The sequence below is a fragment of the Bordetella sp. genome, from assembly GCF_057362025.1.
Genome location: NZ_JBMQQZ010000068.1, coordinates 21,856 through 28,311, shown reverse-complemented (window position 1 = coordinate 28,311; position 6,456 = coordinate 21,856). Strand labels below are relative to the sequence as shown.

The 6,456-nt window shown below is 66.9% G+C and carries 7 protein-coding genes; 6 read left to right on the top strand and 1 reads right to left on the bottom strand.

Features of this window, described 5'->3' with window-relative positions; genetic code table 11:
• From ACO1P8_RS13470 to ACO1P8_RS13445, 6 genes are all read left to right on the top strand, one after another.
• The coding region (locus ACO1P8_RS13470; protein WP_486296392.1) for a dihydrodipicolinate synthase family protein at window positions 1–596 on the top strand (596 nt) is incomplete at its 5' end.
• Between the two features lie 32 nt (window positions 597–628).
• Window positions 629–2,104, top strand: a complete 1,476-nt coding sequence (hydA, locus tag ACO1P8_RS13465; protein WP_486296391.1) for a dihydropyrimidinase — start codon at window positions 629–631, stop codon at window positions 2,102–2,104.
• A 54-nt stretch (window positions 2,105–2,158) separates the two neighbouring features.
• Window positions 2,159–3,016 (top strand): transporter substrate-binding domain-containing protein, encoded by an 858-nt coding sequence (locus ACO1P8_RS13460; RefSeq protein WP_486296390.1) that lies wholly within the window; start codon window positions 2,159–2,161, stop codon window positions 3,014–3,016.
• Between the two features lie 145 nt (window positions 3,017–3,161).
• The gene (locus ACO1P8_RS13455; RefSeq protein ID WP_486296389.1) at window positions 3,162–3,932 is read left to right on the top strand and encodes an amino acid ABC transporter ATP-binding protein; all 771 of its coding nucleotides are present in this window, start codon (window positions 3,162–3,164) and stop codon (window positions 3,930–3,932) included.
• Between the two features lie 81 nt (window positions 3,933–4,013).
• A complete protein-coding gene (locus ACO1P8_RS13450; protein WP_486296388.1) occupies window positions 4,014–4,691 on the top strand; it encodes an amino acid ABC transporter permease in 678 nt (225 codons plus the stop codon).
• A 78-nt stretch (window positions 4,692–4,769) separates the two neighbouring features.
• Window positions 4,770–5,444: an amino acid ABC transporter permease gene (locus ACO1P8_RS13445; RefSeq protein ID WP_486296387.1), complete on the top strand. Its 675-nt coding sequence runs from the start codon at window positions 4,770–4,772 to the stop codon at window positions 5,442–5,444.
• A 44-nt stretch (window positions 5,445–5,488) separates the two neighbouring features.
• Here the strand turns inward: ACO1P8_RS13445 and ACO1P8_RS13440 are convergent, their stop codons facing one another.
• Window positions 5,489–6,418, bottom strand: coding sequence for an SMP-30/gluconolactonase/LRE family protein (locus tag ACO1P8_RS13440; protein ID WP_486296386.1), 930 nt, complete (start codon window positions 6,416–6,418; stop codon window positions 5,489–5,491).
• Window positions 6,419–6,456 lie beyond the last annotated feature (38 nt).

Here is a 6,456-nt window from a genome sequence, read left to right as displayed (position 1 = left end):
TGGACAATGCCAATGACGCGCTGCTGTTCGACTACTACAAGGCGGTGGCCGAAGCGGTGGACATCCCCGTCGTGGTCCACGACTTTCCGGATTCCTTCGGTACGGAGATCCGGCCCGAGGTGGTGGCGCGGCTGGCGCGCGAGGGCGGCGTGCATGCCGTCAAAATGGAAGAGCCGCCCGTGGGCCAGAAGATTACCCGCATCCGCGAACTGTGCGGCGATGCCCCCATGAAGATCTTCGGCGGCCTGGGCGGCGTGTACTTCCTGGAGGAATTGCAGCGCGGCGCCGTCGGCACGATGACCGGCTTCGCCTTCCCGGAAATCCTGGTCGCCATCCACGAACGCCACGCGGCCGGCGACGCGGCGGGCGCGGCGGCGATCTTCGACCGCTATTGCCCACTGATCCGCTACGAATTCCAACCCAAGATCGGCCTGGCCCTGCGCAAGTACATCTATCAGCGGCGCGGCGCCATCCGCAGCTACGCGCTGCGGTCGCCGGGCATGCGCATCGACAAGGTCACCATGGCGGAACTGGAAGCCACGGTACGGCGCGTCGGCCTGTCGCTGGATATCCCGGGCGCGCAGCGCGTCGCCTGAGCCGTCCGGATCACGAGGAAGGAATCACATCCATGACCACATCCGCCGAATTCGACCTGACCATACGGAACGGGCGCATCAGCACCGCGTCCGACACCTTTCATGCCGATATCGGCGTGCGCGACGGCATCATCGCGGCGGTCGCGCGCGACCTGCCGCCCGGCCGCGAGGACATCGACGCGGGCGGACGCTGGGTACTGCCCGGCGGCATCGACAGCCACTGCCACGTCGAACAGCTATCCGGCATGGGCGTCATGTGCGCCGACGACTTCTACAGCGCCACGGTGTCGGCGGCCTTCGGCGGCACCACCACCATCATTCCCTTCGCCGCCCAGCATCGCGGCAACGCCCTGCCGGAAGTCGTCGCCGACTATCACCGCCGCGCCGCCGAAAAAGCCGTGATCGACTACGGCTTCCACCTGATTCTGTCGGACCCCACCGAACACGCGCTCCAGCACGATCTGCCCGCGCTTATCCGCGACGGCATCACGTCGTTCAAGGTCTATATGACCTACGAACGGCTGAAGATCGACGACTACCAGTTGCTGGACGTACTGGAAGTCGCGGACCGCGAGGGCGCGCTGGTCATGGTCCACGCCGAAAACAACGACATGATCCGCTGGATCGCGCGCCGGCTGGTGGACCGCGGCATGACGGCTCCCAAGTATCACGCCGTCGCGCACGACCCCATCGCCGAAAGCGAAGCGACCCATCGCGCCGTCGCGCTGGCCCGCCTGATGGACGTGCCCCTGCTGATCGTGCACGTCGCCGGCCTGGAAGCGGTGCGCGTGGTGCATTCCTCACAGGCCCTCGGCCTGCCCATCCTCGCGGAAAGCTGCCCCCAGTACCTGTTCCTTACGCAGGAAGACCTCGACCGCGACGGACTGGAAGGCGCCAAGTACTGCTGCAGCCCGCCGCCGCGCGACGCGGCGTCGCAGGAGGCGGTCTGGGCCGGACTGCTGGACGGCACGCTGCAAATGTATTCGTCCGACCATGCCCCCTACCGGTTCGATGCCGGCGGCAAGCTGCCCAAGGGCGACCAGACCACCTTCAAGGACATGGCCAACGGCGTGCCGGGCCTGGAGCTGCGCATGCCGCTGCTGTTTTCCGAAGGCGTGCTGACGGGACGCATGACCATAGAACGTTTCGTCGCCGTGACCTCCGCCAATCACGCCCGCACCTATGGCCTGTATCCGCGCAAAGGCACGATCGCCGTCGGCGCCGATGCCGATATCGCGGTCTGGAATCCCGACCGCCAAGTCCACGTCACGGCCGGCATGCTGCACGACCAGGTCGGCTACACGCCCTATGAAGGACGCACGCTGCGCGGCTGGCCTGAAATCGTGACCAGCGGCGGCCGCATCGTGGTGCGCGACGGCGCCCTGCACGCCGCGCGCGGCAGCGGCCGCTTCCTGCGCCGCGGCACGCCGGAACCGGTGCTGCGCCAGCGCCTGAACGGCAATCCCAACAGCATCATGCGCAAGGTCTTCGCCCAGGGCGCCGATTGAAGGCGCCAGGGGTCCACACACAAGCTCCATACCCCCTCATCGAGGACCTGTTCCATGACACGCACCCGCTTTCGCCTATCGCTTGCCGCCCGCCTGGGCGGTTTACTGCTCTCCGCCTGCGCGGCCACGGCCTGGGGCGCCCAGCCCCTGGTCACGGGCGTGGACGCCACCTTCGCGCCGCACGCCATGCCCAAGCTGGGCGGCGGCCTGCAAGGCTTCAACATCGACCTGGGCGAAGCCCTGGCCAAGCAATTGGGGACCACCGTGCGCATCGAAGGCACGGAATACTCCGCGCTGATCCCGGGCCTGAACGCGAAGAAGTACGACTTCGTGCTGGCCCCGACCACGGCTACCCCTGAACGCGCCAAATCGCTGCTGTTTTCCGAAGGCTATCTGAACACGGACTACACCTTCCTGGTCGCCCGCGGCAAGCCGGACATTACCGGCCTGCAGGACCTCAAGGGCAAGACCCTGGCGGTCAACAAGGGCTCGGCCTATGAAAGCTGGGCCCACGACAACGCGGAAAAATACGGCTTCAAGTACGACGTATACGCCACCAACGCCGATGCGGTGCAGGCCGTGCAGTCGGGCCGCGCCGATGCCAACCTGGCGGGCAACACCGTCAGCGCCTGGGCGGCCAAGCAGAATCCCGCCGTCAAAACCACCTACACCATCCAGACCGGCCTGGTCTGGGCCCTGGCCTTCCGCAAGGACGACAAGGCCGGCCGCGACCGCATCTCCACCGCCCTGAAATGCCTGAAGCAAAACGGCACGGTGTCGAAGCTGGCGCAGAAGTGGTTCGGCTTCACCCCGGCGCCCGGATCGGCCGCCGCCACGGTGGGCGTCGGCCAGGGCGTGCCGGGCCTGGAAGGCTACGACCCCACGCCCGTCAAGCTTCAATGCCAGGGATAAAAGGGTTCATCCCCGAAGCGCCGCGCGCTGCCTCTATCGAAGGGCGGCGGCGCTGGCGGAGCGGCGGCGCCGGATGCGCGGCCTACGCTCCGGCGGCACCTGTTTCTTGCGACGCGGACGATGTGTCGCGCAATGGATTACTGATATGGAACGTCCCATCCTGCGGATCGTCGGGCTGCACAAGTCCTACGGTGCGAACGCCGTCCTGAAAGGCATCGACCTGGAGGTGCGCCGCGGCGAACTGGTTTTCGTGATCGGGCCATCGGGTTCCGGCAAAAGCAGCCTGCTGCGCTGCTGCAACCAGCTGGAAACGGCCAGCGCCGGCCAGATCGTGGTGGACGGGGACGAAATCACCGCCCATGGGGCCGACCTGAACCGCATCCGGCAGAACATCGGCATGGTGTTCCAGCAATTCAACCTGTACCGCCACATGACGGTGCTGGGCAATGTCACCCTGGCCCTGCGCAAGGTGCAGAAGCTGGACCGCGCGGAAGCGAACCGGCGTGGCCTGGAGGCACTGCGCCGGGTAGGCCTGGCCGAGCGCGGCGATGCCTATCCGGACCAGTTGTCGGGCGGCCAGCAGCAGCGCGTCGGCATCGCCCGCGCGCTGGCGCTGCGCCCCAGGATCGTGCTGTTCGACGAGCCCACCAGCGCCCTGGATCCCGAACTGGTGGGCGAGGTGCTGAACGTCATGCGCGAACTCAAGCGCGACGGCATGACCATGGTCGTGGTCAGCCACGAGATGGCCTTTGCCCGCGCCGCCGCCGACCGCGTCATCTTCATGGACGGCGGCGTGATCGTGGAACAAGGCCCGCCAGAACAGGTCTTCGGCGCGCCCACCCATCCCCGCACGCGCAGCTTCCTGTCGCACCTTTCCGATCCCGGCAGCCACGGCACGGAAGCGCGGGTTGCCTGAAGGTCCGACGCAAGCACCGATGATGAAAACTCCGCCCACGCAAGCGCTGCCCATGCCGGCGCCCTCCATGGAGCCGCCGCCATGGATCTGAAAGCGCTCGCCTTCTCGTTCTTCAATGCCGACGTCGCGTGGCGCTACCTGCCCGACATCCTGGCCGGCATGTGGGTCACGCTGCAGCTCGGCGTCGCCGTGGCGATCAGCGGACTCGCGCTGGGTTTCTTGCTGGCCATGCTGCGCGCGCTGCACCTGCGCGCGCTGAACGCCGCGATCATCTGCTTCGCCGATATCCTGCGCGCCCTGCCGCCGCTGGTGGTCATCATGGTGCTGTTCTTCGCCTTCCCCTATATCGACCTGTCGATGTCGGCCTTCACCGCCACCTGGCTGTCGCTGACGCTGGTGCTGGCCGCCTTCGCGGAGGAAATCTTCTGGGCCGGCATCCTGTCCGTGCCGCGCGGCCAGGCCGAAGCGGCGCGCGCCACCGGCCTGGGATGGCTGCAGACCATGATCCACGTCGTCATGCCCCAGGCCGCGCGGCTGACCGTCGCGCCCCTGACCAACCGGGTGATCGCCATCACCAAAAGCACGGCGCTGGGATCGGTGGTCGGATTGAGCGAAGTCCTGAACAACGCGCAGTCGGCCAGCAGCAACGCCGGCAATGCCACGCCATTGACGCTGGCCGCCGTCGCCTGCCTGGCGATCTTCATTCCCGTCGTGCTGTTGGGACGATGGGTGGAAACGCGCTTTCGCTGGAAACGATAGGGCTATCCGGCCGCAGCCCCGCCCAGCCGGACGTCGAACGGGGCTCGCATGAATACGCACACAGGTAAGTCATAAACCATGGACCAGCTGCTGCAGAACTTCTTCAACCTGGACATCTACCGCAGTGTCGCTCCCTACCTGCTGCAGGGGCTGGTCCAAACGCTGCTGCTTTCCGCCATCGTGATCCCGGTCGGGCTGGCATCGGGCCTGGCGATAGGCGTGCTATCCATCACGCTGAAGCGGCGCTGGACACGCTTCCTGCTGGCCGCCTATATCGACTTCTTCCGGGCCTTGCCGCCCCTGGTCTTGCTGATCTTCATCTACTTCGGCGCGCCCTTCCTGGGCCTGGATCTGCCCAAGCTGCTGGCCGTGGCCATCGGCTTCATGCTGAACAATTCGTCCTACTACGGCGAAGTGTTCCGCGCCGGCCTGGAAAGCGTGCCGCGCGGCCAGGTCGAAGCCGCGCGATCGACCGGCCTGAGCGCCGCGCAGACGCTCTGGCACGTGCAAATCCCGCAGGCGGCGCGCAGCGTCATGCCGGACCTGATCAGCAATACGCTGGAAGTCGTCAAGCTGACCACGCTGGCCAGCGCCGTCGCGCTGCCGGAACTGCTGCGCGTCGCACGCGATGCGCAATCCCTGGTGTACAACCCATCGCCCATCGTATTGGCCGCGCTGTTCTACCTGGCGCTGCTGTGGCCGGTCGTGCGCTTGCTCAGCCGCCTGGAGAACCGGCATATCGCGTCGCGTTGAACATCCGCGGCGACGCCCGCCGCGGATGGCCGGGCCGTAGTTTTTCAGCGCAGGGCGGCATGCGAAAACAGGCCCACGCCCGCCGCGGGCAACTCGGCCTCCAGCACGGTTCCGCTGGCCGATTCGGTCATGACCAGGCGCGCGCTGCCGGGCCGGTAGGCAATGTTGGTGACGGTGCCGCCCATGGGGCTGCGGATGAAATGCGTGATGTCGCCGTTCGGTTCGACCAGGAAGGCGCCGCCCAGGCTGGCATGCGCCACGACCAGGCGGCCGTCCGCATCCACCGCCAAGCCGTCCGGCCCGCTGGTACCGAAGAAAGTCCGGAACGCACCCACCTTGGATAGCGAGCCGTCCGCCAGCAGCGGGCCGCGCCATACCGAATTGCCGCGCGTTACCGCCGTATAGAGAAAGGCCTCGTTGCGATCCAGGGCGATGCCGTTCGGGCTGGGCACGTTATCCAGCAGCCGGTCCAGCTTGCCTGATGGCGCCAGGCGATAGACGCGTCCGGTGGGATCATGCAGCCCCGTCTGCCCCTGGTCCGTGAAATACAGATTGCCGGCGGCGTCGAAGGTCAGGTCGTTGGGCCCCTTGAAGCCTTCGGAATTGCGATGCCCCAGCGGCGTGTCGAGCGTGCCGGTCTTCGGATCCAGCCGCACGATGCCGCGCCGGTAATCGGCGATCCACAGCGTGCCGTCCGCGTGGATGGCGATACCGTTCGGCCAGCCGTCGTATTGGGCCACCAGCGTCCAGTCCAGCGCCGGGCTGATGCGGAAGATCCGCCCATACGGGATATCCGTGAGATACAGGTTGCCGTCGCGATCGAAGGCCGGCCCTTCCAGGAAGCAGTCGACGAGGTGGCCAGGCTTGTTGGCGGCGGCCCAGGGGTTGTCGCGCGCGTCCCGGAAGCGGTCCGGCAGCCGCGTCAAGGGACGGGCCTCGATGACTACCGGGGGCGTAAAGGTCATGTTCCACATATCGATTCTCGGCTATCGGATTCCAGGCGCCGTACGCC